We start from the raw sequence: 19,438 nt of genomic DNA, 5'->3' as shown, positions 1-19,438 counted from the left end.
TGTCGCGGGCACGTCCAAGGTGACCTCGCAGGCAGCTCGGGAGGGCACAGGGGTGGAACCGGAACGGATGATCGCCGACCTGGAGGCGAGGGCGCAGGACCTGGCGCGGCGGTCGCAGGAGATGCAGCAGCAGATCCAGCACGCGGCGGCCACGGTGCGCTCGCCCGACGGCGCGGTGACGGTCACGGTCGCGCCGAACGGGGCGTTGCAGCACATCGAGTTCTCGCCGCGCGCGGCGGAGCTGTCGCACGTGCAGCTGGGGCAGGCCGTGATGGCGACCGTGCAGCGCGCGCAGGTGCAGGCGGCGCAGCAGGTCGCGGCGGTGGTCGAGCCGCAGTTCGGCGGCACGGCGGCGATGGACTTCCTGAACAGCTTCATCCCGAAGGCCGAGGAACCGCCGCCCCCGCCGCCCGCCGAGGAGGGCAGCGTGTTGCGGCAGGCGGCGTGGGACGCTCCGCCGTCCCGCCCGGTGCCGCCCGCGCCCGCCCCGCCCCCGCCGCCGTCCCGCCCGGTGCCGCCCGCGCCCGCCCCGCCCCCGCCGCCGTCGCGGCCCCGCCACGCGGCGGACCCGGACGACGAGGACGGCTTCGGACCGGTGCTGCGATGACCGGGTTCGAGGTTCAGGCCGAGCAGCTGCACAAGTTCGCGGACGACCAGCTCGGCAGGCAGGACGCGCTGGAAGCCGCCGCGAGCAAGGCCGACGGGGTGAACCTCGGCGGCGAGACCTTCGGCGTGCTGTTGCAGTTCTTCGCCGACGGGGCCGAGGAGTTCGCCCGGCAGACCGCCGACGGCATCCGCGAGCTGGCCGCCGCCGTGGGGGAGGCCGCGGCGACCACCAAGGCCACCGCGACGGAGTACCAGAACACAGAGACGGGCAACGAGCAGCGCTTCGGCGGGGGTGCGGGATGAGCGGCGACGGGTTCTGGACCGGGTTCGCCGAGCAGAAGGCGGGCGAGGAGCCGCCAGGCTGGACTGACCCGGACAACTTCGCGGGCGGCGGGGTGACGGAGTCGGTCGCGCAGGTCATCGACTCCTCCGATCGGATGATCGAGGAAGGCGACTACGCCGAGTTCGGCATGAACGCCGCTGCCATGCTCCTGGACGGCTTCGGTGTGGCTGTGGACCCGTTGGGCGCACTGGCCACAGCGGGCATCGGCTGGCTGATCGAGCACGTCAGCTTCCTGCGCGAGCCGCTGGACTGGCTCGCGGGCAACGGTGACAAGATCGAGCACGCGGTGGGCACCTGGAACGAGGTCGCCACTTCGCTGGACCAGATCGCCCAGCAGCAGCACGACGCGGTGAAAGCCCAGGCCGCTTCCTGGGAGCAGCAGGCCGCCGAGGCGTTCAGGGCCAGCCAGGGGCAGCTCGCGCAGGAGATCGCCGCGATGAGCAAGGTGTGCGTGAGCGTCGCCGAGCAGGTCGCCACGGCGGGCACGATCACCGCCGCGATCCGGGGCATGATCCGCGACCTGATCGCCATGTTCGTCTGGGAGGTCATCCGCAACGCGGTGATAGCCCTGGCGTCCTCCGTGGTGAGCCTGGGCACTTCGATGGCCGCGTTCGCCGCCTGGGCGGTCGGCCGTGGCGCGGTGGTGCTGGGCAAGATCACCCAGCAGCTCGCCAAGCTCCTGCGCGCGATCATGAAGATCCTGAGCAAGCTCAAGGGTCTGTTCGGCAAGGTCGGCGACATGCTCAAGGGCTTGGCCCGCTTCGGCCGTGGCGGTGCAGCGGCGGGCGGCACCACCAGCACCGCGGCGGCCCGAGCGGTGGACGCGCCCGGCGCGCCCCGGTTCCAGGGCTTGGAGAACGCGGGCAAGCGCGTGGAGGACTGGGGCAACGCCCGACCCTCGCTCGGTGACGTGGGCACCAAGTTCCGCGAGACCGGGCGCGATCTGGCGGGCGCGCCCGGCCGCTACCGGAACGCGGGCGACACCTGGAACCGCGCCACGGAGAACATCGGAGGCGGCCCCCAGTCGATGAGGAACGCCACCGACGCCTACGCGCCGTTCAAGCCGCTGCAGCGCGGACAGCACGTCTCACCGCACTCGGTTCCCGACGTCATGGGTGGCGGGTTCCAGGTCAAGATGGGTGCGGACGTCCTCCGGGAGACGTCCAAGCAGGACGAGTTGGAGATGCAGGGCGTCAAGAAGGAGCAACAGCGGGCCTTCAAGCGGCAGACGGGATACCTGGACGAGTGAAGAAGCCGTGGCGCGTGACGGTGGCCGTTGTGGGGCTGTTCGCCGGAATGGCCTCGCCGTTGCTGAAGGCAGCGGGGTCGGCGGACTGGCTCGCGATGGTCACACTCGGCATGGCGCTGGTCGCGCTGTTCCTCGGGGTGCTCAAGCTGTGGTCGAGCCCGGTGGCCTGCCTCGGCTGGCTCCTCATGACGATCGCGTCGATCGGTGTGTCGGCCGTGTTCACCCAACCGTTGTGGATGTCGGTGTTCGGTGAGGTGCGGACCGATTGCCAGGTGATCGACGAGTGGGAGGTCGAGAGGGATCGGGCTCCGTCTTACGACGTTTCCAAGGTCAGGTGTGGTGATCGGGTCGTTTCGTACAAGCCGTACCAGTCGGCGTCGGAGTACATCGGTGACGTGGGGGAGCGGACCTCGTTGGTGTTCGACCGCACCGGTTTGATCAACCCGGTGCGGCCGTCCGACCTCACCACGACCGGCGCGTGGGCGCTGCCGGGCGTGGCGTTGCTGGGGTTGCTCTTCATCGCCTTCTGCGCCACCTGGCCTGCCGAGCCCGGGAAACCGAAGGTGGAACAGGAATTCCTGTGAGTCGGAGGTCGTGCTCAGCCGCATTGGCGGTGCTGTGCGCGCTGGCGACACCGGTTGGGGGGCTGCTCTACAACTCCGACAACCCCGTCGGGCCGCCCGTGCTGTTCGGCGGGATGCTCGGGTTCCCGGTCGTGGTGGGCCTGCTCACCAAGCGGCCTGCCCTCGGGGCTGTGGCGTTCGTGATCTCCTGCGTGAGCATGATCGTCGGGATTCAGCACGCCGCGCCTGCGTGGATGGTGTTCAACGGCGAGGTGCTAACCTCGTGCCAGGTGGTCGACAAGCGCGCCGTCAAGCAGCGCACGGCCCCGTCCTACAGCGTCTCCGTGGTCGACTGCGGTGGTCGGAGGTTCGACTACCAGCCGTTGAGCTCGACCTCGGAGCCGATCGGGAAGGTCGGCGCGAGCACGTCGATCGTCGTCGACCGCACCGGTCCGCTGCGACCGGTGCGGCCCTCGGACGTCACCCCGGTGGCGCCTTGGACCGTGGCGGGCACGACGTTGTTCGCCTTGCTCTTCGTCGCGTTCTGCGTCACCCGGCCGCCCGTGGACACGCGGCGGCGGAAGATCGAGAAGGAATTCCTGTGAGCCGACCGCTGTGGGTGGCCGTGCTGGTGGCCGCCCAACTGGCGCTGCTGGGCGTCGGCCTGCTCTTCGGGCTCCAGAGCGGCTGGGGAGTCACGGGCATCGTCGTAGCCGTAGGGGCCTTGGTCGCCGCCGCTCGTGCGACCACCAGGCTGCGCCCCAAGAGCAACGCGGCCGTGGGCACCATCGTCGTCGGCATAGCGCTGGCGATGGCGTCCCTCTACGGCGCTCCGTCGTTGTGGATGGCCGCGTTCGGCAGCAGCCAGGACTGCGCGGTGCTGTCGCGCTCCCGCGACTCGTCCCGGTCCGGCTCGGCGTTCTACAGCCACCAGGTCCGGTGCGGCGATCGCACGCTGGACGTGGTGGTCAGGGACGGCTACCTCCCGGAGGTGACCACGCTGGTGGTGGACCGCACGCGCGTGCTCGGTCCGGCTCGGCCCGACGACGTCTCACCGCTGCGGGCGTGGTCGGTGGCGCTGGGCGCGGTGCTGGCCCTGGGGCACGTGATCGTGCTGCCCCGCCTGACGCGCAAGCCCGCGACCGCGCTGAAGCGGCGGTTCCTATGACGCCGATGCGCGGATGAGCGGCAGGAGGGCGGCGATCCGGTGCCGGGGCAGGTCGATCAGCCTCAGCTCCAGGTCCTCGTCCTCGCCGACCTGCTCGGCGATCCGCTCCCGCGCCTCGCGCTTGGTCAGCGCCCCGCGCGTCGCGGTCACCAGCGCCTCGCGCCACACGTTGCCCAGCTTGCCGTGCGCCCGCATGAGCACCTCGCGCACCGCCAGCCCGCCCACGTCCAGCGTCCCGGCCAGCACCTGGTCGGCGACCACGACGCAGTGCTTGCCGTCCGGCGTGGACCGCAGGTAGCGCAGCGCGAACCTGGTGCCCACCAACGACGACAGCGCGCGCTGCCCCTTCTCCGAGGCCACGTCGGGGTGGTTGTTGGGCACCAGCGCCGCCATCCGCCCCGGCGAGCACGCCAGCAGGGTGCGCAGCAGCCACGGTCCGGGATCGCCGGTCAGGTCCACGGCCAGCGACGCCGCGCCGCGGCCGATCGGCTCGGCCCAGCCCGGCGCGCGGGGCTTCGGCGGCGGGGACGACTCCGGGCGCGGGGCCAGTTCCACCAGCGCTTCCAGGGCTTCCCGGCTGGGACCGGAGGTCTCGACCGACTGCGGGCCGTGGGTGTAGATCGCGGTGCGCGGGGTGGCGGCCGAGCGCCGGGAGGTCGGCCTGCACACGTAGAGGTCCGCGGCGCTGCCGATCGCCTGCGCCCCGTCGAACCGGTGGAACGCGGGCAGGATCGCCTCGAACACCAGCCCCAGCCGCTGCAGCTCCTGCTGCACCTTCAGGCCCAGCGCGGGCGTGCGGTCGCTGAACCCGTACGCCAGCAGCACCCGGCCCTTGCCGGTGTCGGCCAGGCACTCCACCGCCCGGCCCGCGAACAGCGCCATGCCCTCCGCGGTGTAGGGCGGGTCGCTGAACACCAGGTCCGCCGTCTCCAGCACGGCGGGCGGCAGGCCGAAGCGGAAGTCCGCGTGCAGGGTGCGCACGGGCAGGCCGCGGGCGTCCGCGCGGGTCGAGATGAACTCCAGCAGCCGGTCGTCCACGTCCACCACGACGACCTCGACCTCCGGGTTGACCGCGGCCACCGCCAGCGACGTCAGGTCGTGGTCGCCCAGGCACAGCAGGGTGCGGCCCGCCAGGTCGTAGGTGGTGTCCAGCCACAGCGCCCGCTTCAGCGCGGTCTCGGCGGTGGCCTGCACGTGGTCCAGCGCGGCCAGCGGCGCGGGCACCTCGGCGATGTCGGCCAGCACCGAGCGCAGGTGCTCGGTGTGCCGGGCGGCCAGCGCGTCCAGCGGGTCCACCAGCGGCTCGGCGACGGTCAGCGGCGCGTAGTCGGCGGCGCGGGCCGGGGCGAGGCGGAACCGGTCGCCGCTGGTCTCCAGGTCGTCCTGCACCGCGGTGAGCAGCTCCTGCACGGTGCGGCGGGGCACCGCGGGCAGCCGCACCAGCTCGGCCAGGGTGTGCCAGTCCTCCGCCAGCAGGGTCAGCACGCGGCGCAGCTTGCGCGCGTGCGCCCCGCGCTGGGCCAGCAGGGTGCGCACGCGGTCGATCGGCTCATGAGCTGCCACAAGCGAAACAGCCTAGGCGGTGCCCCGGCCGGGACGCATTCGGACACCGGTCGGCCCGCCCCGACTTCCCGGCGGCCGAGCCGCCGTCCGCGGAGCAGCGGCAATCCAGCACAGCGATCAACCCGTGGAACTCCGTGCCGCGAACGGGGGAACGGACTAGGGTCGATCGACGCCCGCACCAGCTGCCCAGGGAGGACCTCGGGTGATCGAGTTCCGCGACGTCACCAAGCGGTTCGACGACGGCACCGTCGCGGTCGACGGCCTCGACCTCGTCGTAGAGGCGGGCACCATCACGGTGTTCGTCGGGCCTTCGGGCTGCGGCAAGACCACGTCGCTGCGCATGGTGAACCGGATGGTCGAGGCCACCTCCGGCACGGTGCTGGTGGACGGCCGGGACGTGCGCGGCGTGGACCCGCCGACGCTGCGCCGGGGCATCGGCTACGTCATCCAGCAGGCGGGCCTGTTCCCGCACCGCACGGTGCTGGACAACGTGGCCACCGTGCCGCTGCTGTCGGGCTGGACGCGCCGCGCGGCCCGCGCCCGCGCCGCGGAGCTGCTGGAGCTGGTGGGCCTGCCCGCCGAGCTGGGCAAGCGCTACCCGGTGCAGCTCTCCGGCGGCCAGCAGCAGCGGGTGGGCGTGGCGCGGGCGCTGGCCGCGGACCCGCCGGTGCTGCTGATGGACGAGCCGTTCAGCGCGGTCGACCCGGTGGTCCGGGAGGGCTTGCAGGACGAGCTGCTGCGGCTGCAGGCGGAGCTGGACAAGACGATCGTGTTCGTCACGCACGACATCGACGAGGCGGTGCGGATCGGCGAGAAGGTGGCGGTGTTCCGCGAGGGCGGCGTGCTGGCCCAGTACGCGCCGCCCGCCGAGGTGCTGTCCCGCCCGGCGGACTACTTCGTGGCGGGGTTCGTCGGCAAGGACCGCGGCTACCGGGGCCTGTCCTTCGTGGACCCGGTGGGCGTGCGGGTCGGCGACGTGCCGACGGTGGTCGAGGGCGCCGCGGTCGAGCCCGCCGACGGCTGGCGGCTGGTGGTGGACGGCGAGAAGCGCCCGCAGGGCTGGCTCGCGCCGGGCGCGGGCGGCGAGCCGGTGCCCGGCGGCTCGCTCTACGAGCTGGGCGCGCCGGTGCGCGGCGCGCTGGACGCGGCGCTGTCCTCGCCGTCCGGGCTGGGCGTGGTGGTGGACGGGGAGGGGCGCTTCGCAGGCGTGGTCACCGCCCGGCAGGTGCTCGACGTGATCGAGGGCCGCCGTGGGTGAGGTGGTCGACTACCTCAGCGACGCGGGAACCCGCGCGGCGCTGCTGGACATGCTGCTGGAGCACGTCTACCTGTCGCTGCTGCCGCTGGTGGTCTCGGTCGTGCTGGCGGTGCTGCTCGGGCTGCTGGCGCACCGGCTGCCGTGGGCGAAGGCGGCACTGGCGGGCACCGCCAACGTGCTCTACACGATCCCGTCGCTGGCGCTGTTCGCGATCATCCCGGCGGTGATCGGCACGCAGGTCCTGGACAGCGCCAACGTGGTCATCGCGCTCACCCTCTACACCACGGCGCTGCTGGTGCGGCCGGTGGCCGACGCGCTGGACGCGGTGCCCGCGCACGTCACCGCCGCCGCGACCGCGATGGGCTTCCGGCCGGTGCGCCGGTTCCTGGCGGTGGAGCTGCCGCTGGCGGTGCCGGTGCTGGCGGCGGGCGTGCGGGTCGGCTCGGTGAGCAACATCAGCCTGGTCAGCGTGGGCGCGCTGATCGGCACCGGCGGCCTCGGCGTGCTGTTCACCGACGGGTTCCGGCAGCGCTACCTGGCCCCGATCGTCATCGGCATCGTGCTGACCCTGCTGCTGGCGCTGGTGGTGGACCTGCTGCTGGTGTGGCTGCGCGACCGCCTCGCCCCGTGGACCCTGGTGGGCAAGCCATGATCTTCGCGGACGCGTTCGCCTGGCTGGTGGACCCGGTCAACTGGAGCGGGGGCAGGTCGATCCCGGTGCGGGTCGGCGTGCACCTGCTGTACTGCCTGGGCGCGGTGCTCGGCGCCGCCGCCATCGCCGTGCCGCTGGGCCTGTTCATCGGGCACACCGGCCGCGGCGGCGTGCTGCTGGTGGGTGGCAGCAACGCCCTGCGCGCGCTGCCCACGCTGGGCCTGGTGACGTTCCTGTACCTGCTGATGGGCGGTGGTCCGGCAGGCGTGCTCATCGCGCTGGTGGTGCTGGCGGTCCCGCCGATACTGGCGGGCGCGTACGCGGGCGTGCAGGGCGTGGACCGGGGCGTGGTGGACGCCGCGCGCGGCATGGGCATGACGGGCGCGCAGCGGCTGTGGCAGGTCGAGGTGCCCAACGCGCTGCCGCTGCTGGTGGGCGGGCTGCGCAACGCGACGTTGCAGGTGGTGGCGACCGCGTCGGTCGCGGCCTACGTGGGTGTGGAGACGTTGGGACGTCCGCTGCTGGACGGTTTGCGGGTGCTGGACTACGGGCAGTTCGTCGGCGGCGCGGTGCTCATCGCGCTGCTGGCGGTGCTGCTGGACGCGCTGCTCGCGGGTGTGGGAAGGCTCGTGGTGCCGAGGGGGCTGCGGTTGTCCGCCGGGTCCCGGCGTCGCGGGGTGGAGCTGGCGGCGGCCGCCGCCCAGCCAGACGCAGGAGGAAGCACGGCATGAAGCGCACGTTGGCCGTCGCGGTCGCGGCGGCAGCCCTGGTCCTGTCCGCGTGCGGGTCCGCGGAGGACCTCGGCGGCAGTGGTCAGCAGGCCGACTCGGGGGAGGTGGTGGTCGGTTCGGCCGACTTCACCGAGAACAAGATCCTCGCCGAGATCTACGCGGGCGCGCTCAAGGCGACCGGCGCGAAGGTGACGGTGAAGTCCGGCATCGGCGCGCGCGAGCTGGTCGTGAAGGCGTTGCAGGACAAGTCGTTGGGCGTGGTGCCGGAGTACACCGGCAACCTGCTGAACTACTTCGACAAGACCAACACGACCTCCACCGCCGACGAGGTCTACGCGGCGTTGAAGGCCAAGACGCCCGCCGGTCTGGAGGTGCTGGAGAAGTCCGCCGCCGAGGACAAGGACGTGCTGGTGGTCACCAAGGAGACCGCCGAGCGCGGCGTGAAGTCCATCGCCGACCTGGGCAGCGGGCAGTACGTGCTGGGCGCGGCGGGCGAGTGGGCGCAGCGCTGGGAGAGCAGGATCAAGGAGCTCTACGGGGTGACGTTCAAGGAGATCAAGACCACCGACGCGGGTGGGCCGGTCACCGTGGACGCGCTGAAGAACGGCACCGCCCAGGTGGCCAACCTCTACACCACGCAGGCCGACATCGCGGTGAACGGGTTCGTGCAGCTGGAGGACCCGAAGAACATGTACCCGGCGCAGAACGTCGTGCCGCTGCTGCGGTCCGACGCGGTGGACGCCAAGGGCAAGCAGGCGCTGGACAAGGTCTCCGCCGCGCTGACCACGCAGAACCTGGCCGAGCTGGTCAAGCGGGTGGACGTGGACAAGGAGACGGTGGCCAACGTGGCCGCCGACTTCCTCAAGACCGTCTCCCTCTGACGCCTGCAAGTACTACCCGACCCCTCCCACGGGGCCGGTAACTACTACCCGAGCGTCGGCACTCGGGTAGTAGTAATGCGCTCGGCTCGGGGGCACGGGTAGTACTTGCAGGCGCGGTCAGGCGCGGTCAGGCGCGGTGGCCGCCGATGCGCTCGGTGAGCGCGTCGGCGGTCCGCACCACCTCGGCGGCCAGCTCGGGCCAGGTCAGGCCGCACTCCCCGGCGCGCTCCCCGGCGGGCTCCCGGTCGCACACGTGCCGGAAGGTCACCGCGACCGCCGCGATCGGCCGCCGCCCGTGGTCGAACGCCGCCGCCGCCACCGACGCGAACCCGGCGGTGACGTAGCCGTCCTCCACCGACCACCCGCGCCGCCGCTCCACCGCCAGCAGCCGCCGCAGCGACGGCAGGTCGCGCGGTCCGCGCCCGGTCCGGTCCACGAACACCGCCGGGCCGGGGAACAGCGCCCGCACCTGCGCGGCGGGCAGCCGTGCCAGCACCGCCCGGCCCGACGCGGTCAGGTGCGCGGGCAGCCGCACGCCCACGTCGGACACGATCGTCTGCGGCTGCCGGGGCTGCTCCCGCACCAGGTACAGCGCCTCGGCCCCGTGCAGCACGCCCAGCTGCGCGGTCCGCCCCACCTGGTCCACCAGCCGCCGCAGCAGCGGACGCGCCAGCCGCTCCAGCGGGTCGTGCCGCAGGTAGGCCGACCCCAGTTCGAACGCGGCCACGCCGAGCCCGTAGCGGCGCTCCTCGGGGAAGTGCGTGGCGAACCCGGCCTCGGCCAGCTCGGCCAGCAGGTGGTAGGTGGTGGACCGGGGCAGCGACAGCTCCCGCGCCACGGCGGCGGCCGAGAGCGGACCGGGGCGGCTGGCCAGCAGCTTGAGCACCGCCAGTCCCCGGCGCAACGCCGGCACGTCGCTGCTGCGCCCCACGAATTCATTGTCAACAAATCCGGGGGCGCGCGCATTGGAGGGGTATGACAAGCAGCTTCGAGGACTTCGCGGCTGAGCACGTCACCCCGTTGCTGCGCTACGCCACGGTGCTGACCTGCGACCCGCACCTCGCGCAGGACGTGGTGCAGGAGTGCCTGCTGCGCGCCCAGCAGCGGTGGGGGCGGATCGGCGTCCTCGACGCGCCCGGCGCCTACGTCAAGCGGATGGTGACCAACGAGTTCCTGTCCTGGCGCAGGCGCCTCCGGCCCGCCGGGTCCATCGAGGGGTTGGACCCGGCGGGTGAGGACCCGACCGCCCGCTACGACGAGCGGGACGCCCTGCTGCGGCTGATCGCGCGGCTGCCGCGCAAGCAGCGCGCGGCGATCGTGCTGCGCTACTACGAGGGCTGCGACGACGCCGAGATCGCCGCCTACTTGGGGTGCTCCCAGGGCACCGTCCGCAGCCACATCTCCCGCGCGCTGGCCACCCTGCGCGCCCAGGACCGGGTGAAGGAGGCGCTGTGATGGAGGACCGCGTCAGGGAGGCGCTGTTGCGCCAGGCCGAGCGCACGCCGCCCGCCGGACCCGTGCTGGCCGCGCTGCACCGGCCCCGCCGCGACCGCAAGCCGCTGCTGCTGGCACTGGCCACGGCCACCGCGGCGGTCGCGGCTATCGTGGCCACCGCGGTGGTCAGCCGCCCGGTGGCGACCCCGCCCGCCGGGTCCACCGCGCCCACCGCCGTGAGCACCGCTGTGACCACGACCAGCGGGCCGCCGCTGCCCGAGGTCGCGCTGACGCACAGCCCCGGCTGGGTGCCCGAGGGGTACTACGAGTTCGAGCGGAGCTACGAGGCGGGCGGGCTGTTCCGGCGTTGGGCGCCGCGCGCCGGGGGGATCGAGGTGCTCACCTTCCGGGTGGCACCGGCCACGCCGCAGAGCCCGGAGGCGGTGGTGCTCGCCAACGCCGCGCCGCAGGACCGGACCACGGTCAACGGGCGGCCCGCCGTGTTCACCGGGGACAGCAGCGGGCTGCTGTGGCAGCCGGACGCCTCCTGGTACGTGTCGCTGTCCTGGCAGGGCGTGGTCGACTTCCGCGCCTCGGCGACGCGCGTGGCCGAGTCGGTGCGCCCGGACGCCACGAAGGTCCGCGCTCCGCTGTCCCTGGACGGCAGCGGCTACTTCACGTTCACCACGGCAGGGGGCGCCTGGAGCGCGCAGGTCACCACGACGCGCGGAGGCGCCGGCTACACCCTCGCGCTCACGACGGGTGATGGCGGCTCGGGGACGCCGACGACCGTGCGGGCGCGCGGGCGGGACGCGGTGCACCGGGAGACGGAGTGGGGCTACCTGGCCGTCCCGCTCGCCCCGGACCGCTACCTGGTGGTGACCGGGCACAACCGGCGGGCATCGGTGGAGGAGCTGGTCGAGGTCGCGGACGCGGCCCTGGTCGACCCGCACCCGGACCTGTCCTGGCTGGGGCGCTGAGGCGAGCACTGCTCAGCGCCCCGGTCCTCGCTGGTCGCCGGTGTCAGGAGGCGAACATGAAGCCGATGTTGCTCACGCTGTTGTAGACGACGTGGACGATGACCGCGGGCCAGACCGAACCGCTCCGGCGCAGCAGCGTCGCGTTGACCAGACCGACGACGAAGGCCAGCGGCAGGATCATGTTGAGGCCGTGGACGAGGGCGAAGATCAGCGCGCTGAGCACGACGCCCGTCCAGACGCCGTGCTTCAGCAGCGTGTTGGCGACGACACCGCGGAAGAGCAGTTCCTCGCCCAACCCGGTCAGGCCGCCTCCGAGGACGAGCGTCACCGCGAGGGAGAGGGCGCCGGCCCCGGCCGCCGCCTGGTAGTCGCCCTGAGGGGTGTCGTTGCCGAAGACGGCGATGTACCCCAGTGCGATGAACTGGTTGACCCAGTAGACGCCCGCCGCTGCCACGAGGCTGACGAGGACCCACCTCCAGCTGATCCTGCGGATGCCGAAGGGCGCCAGCGCGCGGATGCGGACGCCGACCGCGGCGGCGAAGGCGAGCACGCCGGTCGCTCCGGAGACGAAGTAGCTGATGTAGCCGCGCAGCTCGCTCCGCTCGACCGGGATGCTGTCGATCCACCAGATCCCGAGGGCGAGCGCGGTGGCGTAGGTCAGGCCGCCGACGGCCAGTTCGAGCCAGCCCGGCCGTGGCCGCGCGTCGGTGGGAGGGGTGGTCCGGTCGTGTGCGCTGACCATGGTGGAACTCCTGTTCCATGGGAGGTGGAGAAGCGATAAGTACAGTGTGCCGCACACCGTACCGCACACTGTGCGGAACGGTGTGCGGCACAGTGTGCGGTACAGTGGTGTGATGAGCGCGGGCAAACGTGAGCAGATCCTGCGGGCCGCCGTGGAACTGGCGAAGGCCGAAGGACTGGCGGCGCTGAGCGTGCGGGCGGTCGCCGCCGCCGCGGGCGTCGGGGCGACGACCCTGCGCAACTACTTCCCCTCGCAAGCCCTCCTGCACCAAGCGGTGGCTTCGGAGATCGTCACCTTCACCCTCGACGACCGGCACATCGCGGACGCGTCGCGGTCACCGGCCGAGCGCCTGGCGGAATGCCTGGAGCAGTTCCTCCCGCTTCCCGACCAGGTGGAAGCGGCACTGCACGGGTGGCTCGAGTACTACCGCCTGTCCTACGGCCCCGAGGCGAGCGAGGGGGCCAGGGAACTCCTGCTCTCCGGCAGGCAGGCGTCCGCGACGGTGCTCACCCGCTGGTTGGGGGTTCTCGCGGCGGAAGGGCACATCCCCGACGACGCCGTCGACGATCGGGTGACCGAGCTGCTGGTGATGATCGACGGCGTTCACCTGACGATGCTCGTCGACCCGGAACGGCTCGACCTGGACGGGGCGAAGCGACTGCTCCGCCGCCACGCGGCGGTGCTCCTGTCCGCGTAGGCGGTTCCACGTCGAGCGGGAGCGGTCGGTGTCTGGCATCCCAGACACCGATGCCGGTTCACGGGTCGTGCGGACGGCGGTTCCGGGTTGAGATGTGCACATGCAGCAACCCGTGCAGGTGGGGCCCAAGCCCCTGACCCGCGCAGACGTCCACGCGGTGGCCCGAGGCGGCGCTCCGGTGGAGCTGGCGGACGCGGCCCGCGAGGCGGTCACCGCCGCCAGGGCGCACGTCGACCGCCTGGCCGCCGCCGCGAAGCCGACCTACGGCGTCTCGACCGGGTTCGGCGCGCTGGCCGTGCGGCACATCCCGCCGGACCGCCGCGCCGCCCTCCAGCAGGCCCTGGTGCGCTCGCACGCGGCCGGGGCGGGCCCGGAGGTGGAGCGCGAGGTGGTGCGCGCCCTGGTGCTGCTCAGGCTGCGCACGCTGGCCACCGGGCACACCGGCGTCCGGCTGGGCACGGTCGAGGCGATGGCGGCGATGCTCAACGCGGGCATCACGCCGGTCGTGCGCGAGTTCGGCTCGCTGGGCTGCTCGGGCGATCTGGCCCCGCTGTCGGCGGTGGCGCTGGCGCTGACCGGCGAGGGACTGGTCCGCGACGCCGACGACCGGCTGCTGCCCGCCGCCGAGGCGCTGCGCGCGGCGGGTGTCGAGCCGGTGCGGCTGGCCGAGAAGGAGGGCCTGGCGCTGATCAACGGCACCGACGGGATGCTCGGGATGCTGGTGCTGGCGATCAGCGACCTGCACCGGCTGCTCGACGTCGCCGACCTCACCGCGGCGATGAGCGTGGAGGCGCTGCTGGGCACCGACCGCGTGTTCGCCGCCGAGCTGCACGCCCTGCGCCCGCACCCCGGTCAGGGCCGCTCCGCCCAGCGCATGGCGGAGATCCTGGCGGGCTCGGAGATCGTGGCCTCGCACCGGGGTCCGGACTGCGACCGCGTGCAGGACGCCTACTCGCTGCGCTGCTCGCCGCAGGTCCACGGCGCGGCGCGGGACACCGTCGCCTACGCCGAGACCGTGGCCGACCGGGAGCTGGCCGCCGCGATCGACAACCCGGTGGTGCTGCCCGACGGCCGGGTGGAGTCCAACGGCAACTTCCACGGCGCGCCACTGGCCTACGTGCTGGACTTCCTGGCCATCCCGGTCGCCGACGTGGCCAGCATCGCCGAGCGCCGCACCGACCGGATGCTCGACGTCAACCGCTCGCACGGCCTGCCGCCGTTCCTGGCCGACGACCCCGGCGTGGACTCCGGCCACATGATCGCCCAGTACACGCAGGCGGCGATCGTGTCCGAGCTCAAGCGGCTGGCGGTGCCCGCCTCGGTCGACTCGATCCCCAGCTCGGCCATGCAGGAGGACCACGTGTCGATGGGCTGGTCGGCCGCGCGCAAGCTGCGCAAGGCGGTCGACGGCCTGCGCACGGTACTCGCCGTCGAGCTGATCACCGCCGCGCGTGCGCTGGACCTGCGCGCGCCGCTCAAGCCCGCACCCGCCACCGCGGCGGCCGTGGCGAAGCTGCGCGAGGTGGTCCCCGGTCCCGGACCGGACCGCCACCTCGCGCCCGAGATCGCCGCCGCCGAGGACCTCATCCGAAGTGGAGCGCTGTAGATGGTGAAAGCCGCTCGCGGAACCGACCTGACCGCCCGCAGCTGGCCGACCGAGGCCGCGCTGCGCATGTTCCACAACAACCTGGACCCGGACGTGGCCGAGCGCCCGGAGGACCTCGTGGTCTACGGCGGCACCGGCAAGGCCGCGCGGGACTGGCCCAGCTTCCACGCCATCAGCCGGGAGCTGGCCGCGCTGGCCGAGGACGAGACGCTGCTGGTGCAGTCCGGCCGCCCGGTGGGCGTGCTGCGCACCCACGAGTGGGCCCCGCGCGTGCTCATCGCCAACTCCAACCTGGTGCCGGACTGGGCCAACTGGCCCGAGTTCCGCCGCCTGGAGGCCGAGGGCCTGACCATGTACGGCCAGATGACGGCCGGGTCGTGGATCTACATCGGCACCCAGGGCATCCTGCAGGGCACCTACGAGACCTTCGCCGCGGTGGCCGACAAGCGCTTCGGCGGCTCGCTCAAGGGCACCCTGACCGTCACCGCGGGCCTGGGCGGCATGGGTGGCGCGCAGCCGCTGGCGGTGACCATGAACGAGGGCGTCGCGCTGTGCGTCGAGGTCGACCCGCAGCGGGCCCGCCGCCGCGTGGAGACCCGCTACCTGGACGAGATCGCCGACGACCTGGACGACGCGGTGGCGCGCGTGCTGCGCGCCAAGGCCGAAGGGCGGGCGCTGTCGGTGGGCCTGATCGGCAACGCCGCCGAGGTGCTGCCGGAGCTGCTGCGCCGCGAGGTGCCGGTGGACGTGGTGACCGACCAGACCTCCGCGCACGACCCGTTGGCCTACCTGCCGATCGGTGTGTCCATCGAGGACTGGAAGGAGTACGCGGCGGGCAAGCCGGAGGAGTTCACCGACCGCGCCCGCGCGTCCATGGCCGCGCACGTCGAGGCGATGGTCGGCTTCCTGGACCGGGGAGCCGAGGTGTTCGACTACGGCAACTCGATCCGCGGCGAGGCCAAGCTCGGCGGCTGCGAGCGGGCGTTCGACTTCCCCGGTTTCGTCCCCGCCTACATCCGGCCGCTGTTCTGCGAGGGCAAGGGCCCGTTCCGCTGGGCCGCGCTGTCCGGCGACCCGGCCGACATCGCCGCCACCGACCGCGCCATCCTGGAGCTGTTCCCCGACGACGAGAAGCTGGCCCGGTGGATCAGGATGGCGGGCGAGCGCGTCGAGTTCCAGGGCCTGCCCGCGCGCATCTGCTGGCTCGGCTACGGCCAGCGGCACCTGGCGGGCCTGCGGTTCAACGAGATGGTCGCCAGTGGCGAGCTGTCCGCGCCGGTGGTGATCGGCCGCGACCACCTCGACTGCGGCTCGGTCGCCTCCCCCTACCGGGAGACCGAGGCGATGGCCGACGGCTCGGACGCCATCGCCGACTGGCCGCTGCTCAACGCCCTGGTCAACACCGCCTCCGGGGCCACGTGGGTGTCCATCCACCACGGCGGCGGCGTCGGCATCGGCCGCTCCATCCACGCCGGGCAGGTCACCGTGGCCGACGGCACCGAGCTCGCGGCCCGCAAGATCGAGCGCGTGCTGACCAACGACCCCGGCATGGGCGTGCTGCGGCACGTGGACGCCGGGTACGACAGGGCGCGGGAAGTGGCCGCGGCGAAGGGCGTGCGGATTCCTATGAGCACCGATGGCTGACCTCGCCGACATCGCCGACATCGGCCGCGACGCCCGCCGCGGCGGCTACTCCCGGCACGGCTTCGACACCGCCGAGCTGGAGCTGCGCGAGTGGTTCACGGCTGAGGCCCGCGCGCGCGAGCTGGACGTGCGGCCCGACCGCAACGGCAACCTGTGGGCGTGGTGGGGCACTCCGGGGCCCGGCGCGGTGGTCACCGGCAGCCACCTCGACTCGGTGCCCGGCGGCGGCGCGTTCGACGGCCCGCTCGGCGTGGTCTCCGCCCTGCAAGCCTTCGACGTGTTGCGCGCCAACGGTTTCACGCCGTCCCGGCCGCTGGCGATCGTGGTCTTCGTGGAGGAGGAGGGCGGCCGGTTCGGCGTCGCCTGCCTGGGGTCGCGGCTGATGACCGGGGCGACCGCGCCCGAGGTCGCGGCCAGGCTGGTGGACCAGGACGGGATCGCCTTCGGCGAGGCCGCGCACCGGGCGGGCTTCGACCCGTGGCGGATGGGCCGCGACGACGAGGCGCTCGGCCGCGTCGGCGCGTTCGTGGAGCTGCACGTCGAGCAGGGGCGCGGCCTGGACGTCCCGGTCGGGGTGGCCAGTTCCATCCTCGCCCACGGCCGGTGGCGGTTCACCTTCACCGGCGAGGGCAACCACGCGGGCGCGACGCCGATCGAGGACCGCCGCGACCCGATGCTGCCCGCCTCCAGGGTCGTCCTGGCCGCGCGCAAGGCCGCCCGCGACGGCGCGCGCGCCACCGTGGGGCGGATCGTGCCCAACCCCGGCGGCACCAACGTCATCGCCTCGTCGGTGGACCTGTGGCTGGACGCCCGCGCCGCCGACGACCGCCGGACCAGGGCCGTCGTCGCGGAGATCACCGAAGCCGCGCGCGGTTTCGCCGCCGAGGAGGGCTGCCAGGTGCACGTCACCGAGGAGTCGTACGGCGACACCGTGCACTTCGACGCGCGCCTGCGCGACGACATCGCCGGGGCGCTGGGCGGGGTGCCCGCGCTGCCGACCGGGGCCGGGCACGACGCGGGCGTGCTGGCCGCGCACGTCCCGACCGCCATGCTGTTCGTGCGCAACCCCACCGGCGTCAGCCACGCGCCCGAGGAGTTCGCCGAGGCCGAGGATTGCGCGGCGGGTGTCGTCGCGCTGGCGACGACGTTGGAGCACTTGGCGCGATGAAGAGCTTCTGGTGCGAGCGGGCGGTGCTGCCGGAGGGCATGGCCTCCAGGGTGCTGGTGCGCGTCGAGGACGGCGTGATCCACTCTGTGTCCACAGTGGACACGATTCCGCTGGGGTCGCAACGCCTCTACGGCGTGGTGCTCCCCGGTTTCGCCAACGCCCACTCGCACGCCTTCCACCGCGCGCTGCGCGGCCGGACCCACGACGGCGGCGGCACCTTCTGGACGTGGCGCGAGCGCATGTACGAGCTGGCGGCGAGCCTGACGCCCGAGTCGTACTACCGCCTGGCATGCGCCGTCTACGCCGAGATGGTGGTCACCGGCGTGACGGCGGTGGGGGAGTTCCACTACCTGCACGACGGCGGCAACGAGATGGGCGAGGCGCTGCGCCGCGCCGCCGCCGACGCCGGAATCCGCCTCACCCTCCTGGACGCGGCCTATTTGGCGGGCGGAATCGGCCAACCGGTGCAAGGCGTCCAGGAGCGCTTTTCCGACGGAACGGCGGAGAAGTGGGCTTCGCGGGTCGCCGAACTGCGCGAGGACGAGAACACCAGGATCGGCGCGGCCATTCACTCGGTGCGCGCGGTGCCACGTGAAACCCTGTCGGAAATAGCGAACGCATTCCCCGATCGGCCGCTGCACGTCCACCTCTCGGAGCAACCCGCGGAAAACGACGACTGCCTCCGGTCCTACGGCATGACGCCGGCCCGGCTGCTCGCCGAGGCGGGCGCCCTCACCCCGCGCACCACCGCCGTCCACGCGACGCACCTGACCGGCGAGGACATCACCCTGCTCGGCGCTTCGGGCACGGGCGTGTGCCTGTGCCCGACCACCGAGGCCGACCTGGCGGACGGCATCGGCCCGGCGCGCGAACTGGCCGACGCCGGGTGCGCGCTGTCGCTGGGCAGCGACCAGCACGCGGTGACCGACCTGCTGCTGGAGGCCCGCGCGGTGGAGCATGGCGAACGTTTGCGCACTGGTCAGCGCGGTCGCTTCGGGCCGTCCGAGCTGGTCGCCGCGATGACCAACCACGCGGCCATCGGGTGGCCCGAGGCGGGGCGGATCGCACCGGGCGCACCGGCCGATTTCGTAGCCGTTCGGGTGAACTCGGCGCGGACGGCGGGCGTTGCGCCCGAGCAACTGGTGATGGCCGCCACGGCGTCCGACGTGGCGGTGGTCGTGGCAGGCGGGCAGGTCGTGGCGCGCGACGGGGTGCACGAGAAGTGGGGCGAGATCGGTCCGATGCTCTTGGATGCCCTCACCTGATCGGGTAGCGGGATTCCCATTGTTGTCGGTCCCGTTCGCGACCATGCCCGCCATGCCGCAGCAACCGACTTTCCGCAGGAAGAAACTGGGCCACCGGGTGCGCAGGCTGCGCGAGCAGGCCGGCATGAGCATCGACGAGGCCGCCCGCGCGCTGGAGAAGCAGCGCGGCGCGCTCTACCGCATCGAAGCGGGTGAGACCCGGCTCGACGTGCACCTGGCCCGCTCGATGATGGACATCTACGACGTGTACGACCCGGACCTCCTGGACAAGGTCCGCGAGGCGCTGGCGCCGGGCTGGTGGATCAAGCTCGGCCTGCGCGACATGGGATACATCGACATGGAGACCGATGCGAAAGCGGTGCGCGAAGTCGCGCTGAACCACATTCCAGGATTGCTGCAAACCGCGCCCTACACGAAGGCAGTGCTCGAAGCGGACTTGCTGAAGCGCGCCAAGCCGGAACTGGTCAAGCAGATCAGCGCGCGGCAGATTCGGCAGGAACGCTTGACCGCTGAGGCGAACCCGCTACACCTGACCGCCTTGGTGGATGAGGCGGCACTGCGCAACCTCATCGGCGGCGTCGAGGTCATGCGCGGTCAGTTGGACAGCCTGATCATGATGTCGGAGTTGAACACCGTCACACTTCGGGTGCTGCCACGAAGCCTCGGCGCGCACGCTGGTCAAACGGCTGCATTCACAATGTTGGAATTCGACGAGTACCCGTCAATGTTGCATGTCTCCTACCCCACTGGTGCGGTTCATGTCGAGGAACCGGAGGAGCTTCATCGGGCTAGACTCGTGTTCGACCACCTGCTTGAGCGGGCTCTTGGTCCGGAGGACTCGGTGACCCTGATCGAGCAGATCATCGCCGAGCACGGATGAGAGGTGGC

21 protein-coding genes are annotated in these 19,438 nt (G+C 72.7%); 18 read left to right on the top strand and 3 right to left on the bottom strand.

The features are described 5' to 3' along the window. Positions 1–52 precede the first annotated feature (52 nt). The 6 genes from IEZ00_RS37835 to IEZ00_RS23910 are packed head-to-tail and all read left to right on the top strand — an operon-like array spanning position 53 to position 3,929. Positions 53–607 carry a YbaB/EbfC family nucleoid-associated protein gene (locus IEZ00_RS37835; RefSeq protein WP_268248836.1) on the top strand — a complete coding sequence of 185 codons (555 nt, stop codon included), beginning with the start codon at positions 53–55 and terminating at the stop codon, positions 605–607. Beyond that, the gene (locus tag IEZ00_RS23930) at positions 604–909 is read left to right on the top strand and encodes a type VII secretion target (protein WP_189225570.1); all 306 of its coding nucleotides are present in this window, start codon (positions 604–606) and stop codon (positions 907–909) included. The genes IEZ00_RS37835 and IEZ00_RS23930 overlap by 4 nt, the downstream gene beginning before the upstream one ends. After that, entirely contained in the window at positions 906–2,198 is a 1,293-nt protein-coding gene (locus tag IEZ00_RS23925; protein ID WP_189225569.1) for a WXG100 family type VII secretion target, read from the top strand. Before IEZ00_RS23930 ends, IEZ00_RS23925 begins: the two co-directional genes overlap by 4 nt. Continuing rightward, positions 2,195–2,782, top strand: coding sequence for a hypothetical protein (locus tag IEZ00_RS23920; RefSeq protein ID WP_189225568.1), 588 nt, complete (start codon positions 2,195–2,197; stop codon positions 2,780–2,782). The genes IEZ00_RS23925 and IEZ00_RS23920 overlap by 4 nt, the downstream gene beginning before the upstream one ends. Then, positions 2,779–3,366 carry a hypothetical protein gene (locus IEZ00_RS23915; protein WP_189225567.1) on the top strand — a complete coding sequence of 196 codons (588 nt, stop codon included), beginning with the start codon at positions 2,779–2,781 and terminating at the stop codon, positions 3,364–3,366. Before IEZ00_RS23920 ends, IEZ00_RS23915 begins: the two co-directional genes overlap by 4 nt. Further along, on the top strand, positions 3,363–3,929 hold the full coding sequence (locus tag IEZ00_RS23910; protein ID WP_189225566.1) for a hypothetical protein: 567 nt from the start codon (positions 3,363–3,365) through the stop codon (positions 3,927–3,929). Before IEZ00_RS23915 ends, IEZ00_RS23910 begins: the two co-directional genes overlap by 4 nt. On the opposite strand, the gene IEZ00_RS23905 is transcribed toward IEZ00_RS23910, so the two are convergent. Next, positions 3,924–5,492 (bottom strand): bis-aminopropyl spermidine synthase family protein, encoded by a 1,569-nt coding sequence (locus IEZ00_RS23905; protein WP_189225565.1) that lies wholly within the window; start codon positions 5,490–5,492, stop codon positions 3,924–3,926. The genes IEZ00_RS23910 and IEZ00_RS23905 overlap by 6 nt on opposite strands. Before the next feature lie 202 nt (positions 5,493–5,694). Here IEZ00_RS23905 and IEZ00_RS23900 point away from each other — a divergent pair, with 202 nt between their 5' ends. Genes IEZ00_RS23900 through IEZ00_RS23885 form a run of 4 tightly spaced genes read left to right on the top strand, consistent with a single transcriptional unit; the run spans position 5,695 to position 9,014 of the window. After that, a complete protein-coding gene (locus IEZ00_RS23900; RefSeq protein ID WP_189225564.1) occupies positions 5,695–6,750 on the top strand; it encodes an ABC transporter ATP-binding protein in 1,056 nt (351 codons plus the stop codon). Between the two features lie 49 nt (positions 6,751–6,799). After that, positions 6,800–7,402, top strand: a complete 603-nt coding sequence (locus IEZ00_RS23895) for an ABC transporter permease (RefSeq protein ID WP_189225729.1) — start codon at positions 6,800–6,802, stop codon at positions 7,400–7,402. Further along, positions 7,399–8,133 (top strand): ABC transporter permease, encoded by a 735-nt coding sequence (locus tag IEZ00_RS23890; RefSeq protein ID WP_189225563.1) that lies wholly within the window; start codon positions 7,399–7,401, stop codon positions 8,131–8,133. The genes IEZ00_RS23895 and IEZ00_RS23890 overlap by 4 nt, the downstream gene beginning before the upstream one ends. Then, positions 8,130–9,014, top strand: coding sequence for an ABC transporter substrate-binding protein (locus tag IEZ00_RS23885; RefSeq protein WP_189225562.1), 885 nt, complete (start codon positions 8,130–8,132; stop codon positions 9,012–9,014). Before IEZ00_RS23890 ends, IEZ00_RS23885 begins: the two co-directional genes overlap by 4 nt. 127 nt (positions 9,015–9,141) lie before the next feature. Here IEZ00_RS23885 and IEZ00_RS23880 read toward each other — a convergent pair whose 3' ends face one another. After that, the gene (locus IEZ00_RS23880; RefSeq protein ID WP_189225561.1) at positions 9,142–9,945 is read right to left on the bottom strand and encodes an IclR family transcriptional regulator; all 804 of its coding nucleotides are present in this window, start codon (positions 9,943–9,945) and stop codon (positions 9,142–9,144) included. Positions 9,946–9,989: 44 nt separating this feature from the next. On the opposite strand from IEZ00_RS23880, the gene IEZ00_RS23875 reads away from it, so the two are divergent. Then, entirely contained in the window at positions 9,990–10,469 is a 480-nt protein-coding gene (locus IEZ00_RS23875) for a SigE family RNA polymerase sigma factor (RefSeq protein ID WP_189225560.1), read from the top strand. After that, entirely contained in the window at positions 10,469–11,428 is a 960-nt protein-coding gene (locus IEZ00_RS23870) for a hypothetical protein (RefSeq protein ID WP_189225559.1), read from the top strand. Before IEZ00_RS23875 ends, IEZ00_RS23870 begins: the two co-directional genes overlap by 1 nt. 43 nt (positions 11,429–11,471) lie before the next feature. Here IEZ00_RS23870 and IEZ00_RS23865 read toward each other — a convergent pair whose 3' ends face one another. Continuing rightward, positions 11,472–12,170 (bottom strand): CPBP family intramembrane glutamic endopeptidase, encoded by a 699-nt coding sequence (locus tag IEZ00_RS23865; RefSeq protein WP_189225558.1) that lies wholly within the window; start codon positions 12,168–12,170, stop codon positions 11,472–11,474. 112 nt (positions 12,171–12,282) lie between these two features. Between IEZ00_RS23865 and IEZ00_RS23860 the strand changes: the two genes are divergently transcribed. The 6 genes from IEZ00_RS23860 (at position 12,283) to IEZ00_RS23835 (ending at position 19,430) form a co-directional block, all read left to right on the top strand. Continuing rightward, positions 12,283–12,867 carry a TetR family transcriptional regulator C-terminal domain-containing protein gene (locus IEZ00_RS23860; RefSeq protein ID WP_189225557.1) on the top strand — a complete coding sequence of 195 codons (585 nt, stop codon included), beginning with the start codon at positions 12,283–12,285 and terminating at the stop codon, positions 12,865–12,867. A gap of 100 nt (positions 12,868–12,967) precedes the next feature. Then, positions 12,968–14,473: a histidine ammonia-lyase gene (hutH, locus tag IEZ00_RS23855; RefSeq protein WP_189225556.1), complete on the top strand. Its 1,506-nt coding sequence runs from the start codon at positions 12,968–12,970 to the stop codon at positions 14,471–14,473. Further along, positions 14,474–16,117 carry a urocanate hydratase gene (gene hutU / locus IEZ00_RS23850; RefSeq protein WP_189225555.1) on the top strand — a complete coding sequence of 548 codons (1,644 nt, stop codon included), beginning with the start codon at positions 14,474–14,476 and terminating at the stop codon, positions 16,115–16,117. It begins immediately after the preceding gene. Beyond that, on the top strand, positions 16,110–17,285 hold the full coding sequence (locus IEZ00_RS23845) for an allantoate amidohydrolase (RefSeq protein ID WP_189225554.1): 1,176 nt from the start codon (positions 16,110–16,112) through the stop codon (positions 17,283–17,285). The genes hutU and IEZ00_RS23845 overlap by 8 nt, the downstream gene beginning before the upstream one ends. Continuing rightward, positions 17,282–18,550: a formimidoylglutamate deiminase gene (locus tag IEZ00_RS23840; RefSeq protein WP_189225553.1), complete on the top strand. Its 1,269-nt coding sequence runs from the start codon at positions 17,282–17,284 to the stop codon at positions 18,548–18,550. The genes IEZ00_RS23845 and IEZ00_RS23840 overlap by 4 nt, the downstream gene beginning before the upstream one ends. 52 nt (positions 18,551–18,602) lie before the next feature. Continuing rightward, positions 18,603–19,430, top strand: a complete 828-nt coding sequence (locus IEZ00_RS23835; RefSeq protein WP_189225552.1) for a helix-turn-helix domain-containing protein — start codon at positions 18,603–18,605, stop codon at positions 19,428–19,430. Positions 19,431–19,438 lie beyond the last annotated feature (8 nt).

This window comes from Saccharothrix coeruleofusca, assembly GCF_014648515.1.
Classification (GTDB): domain Bacteria; phylum Actinomycetota; class Actinomycetes; order Mycobacteriales; family Pseudonocardiaceae; genus Actinosynnema; species Actinosynnema coeruleofuscum.
Note: the sequence above shows the minus strand (reverse complement) of the source record. Positions and strands in the feature narration are given on the sequence as shown.